A 1,077-nucleotide genomic window follows, 5' to 3' on the forward strand; every position below is an offset into this window, starting at 1 on the left:
CGAATGTGTGGTCAGCCCACACGACGCAGCGCGCGTGCCGGTGGAAGTGACCACGGCGGTGGACTACGAGGCCGAACTGGCCGTGGTGATTGGCAAGGGCGGCAAAAACATCACCCGCGCCGCCGCCATGGAACACGTGTTTGGCTACACCATCGTCAACGACGTGTCGGCCCGCGACGTGCAGGTGCGCCACCAGCAGTGGGACATGGGCAAGTCGTTCGACACCTTCTGCCCCATGGGCCCGTGGATCGTCACAGCCGACGTGCTGGACGGCCGCGAGACCCGCGTGCGCTGCTGGGTCAACGGCGAGCTGCGCCAGGACGGCCCCACGCAGAACATGATTTTTGACATCCCCACGCTGATCGAAACCATCTCGCGCGGCATCACCCTGTACCCCGGCGACGTGATCGCCACGGGCACCCCGGCGGGCGTGGGCATGGGCATGCAGCCCCCGCGCTACCTGGCGGCAGGCGACGTGGTGCGCATCGAAGTCGATGGCATCGGTGCCATCGAAAACCGTTTCGTCTGAGGTGGCCATGGCAAGCCAAACTATCCACGGCCTGGCCGTTGAAATCGAAGGCAGCGGCCCACCGCTGCTGTGCATCCACGGCCTGGGCGGCTCAAGCAATGTGTGGACCCCGCTGCTGGGCGCGCTGGCAGGCTTTCGCACCATTCGCCCCGACCTGCCGGGCAGCGCCCGCTCGGCCCTGCCGCCGGGCGCGCTGTCCATCCAGGGCTATGTGGATGCGCTCATAGGCCTGCTGGACGCGCTGGAGATTCCGGCGGCCCACGTTGCCGCGCATTCGCTGGGCACGGTGGTGGCGCAGCACCTGGCGGTGCAGCACCCGGGCCGCGTGCTGTCGCTGGCGCTGTTCGGCCCGCTGGTAGCTCCGCCCGAGGCCGGTCGCGCAGGCATCCACGCCCGGGCCCCGTTAGCCCGCAGTGGCCTGACCTGCATGCAGGAGCTTGCCGATGCCATCGCCAAGGGCGCGACCGGCGCAGAGACCAAGGCCCAGCAGCCCGCCGTGCTGGCCCTGGTGCGCGAGATCGTGATGCGCCAACCCGCCGAGGGGTATG

General features: G+C 69.1%; 2 protein-coding genes. Both read left to right on the plus strand.

Annotated features, from left to right (window positions below; all coding sequences use genetic code 11):
- Nucleotides 1–529, plus strand: a 529-nt coding sequence (locus AC097L_RS26005) for a fumarylacetoacetate hydrolase family protein (protein ID WP_479589575.1), incomplete at its 5' end; no start/stop codon positions are given.
- A gap of 7 nt (nucleotides 530–536) precedes the next feature.
- On the plus strand, nucleotides 537–1,077 hold a 541-nt coding region (locus AC097L_RS26010; RefSeq protein WP_479589576.1), incomplete at its 3' end, for an alpha/beta fold hydrolase.

Source organism: Rhodoferax sp. RT5P35 (assembly GCF_056521385.1).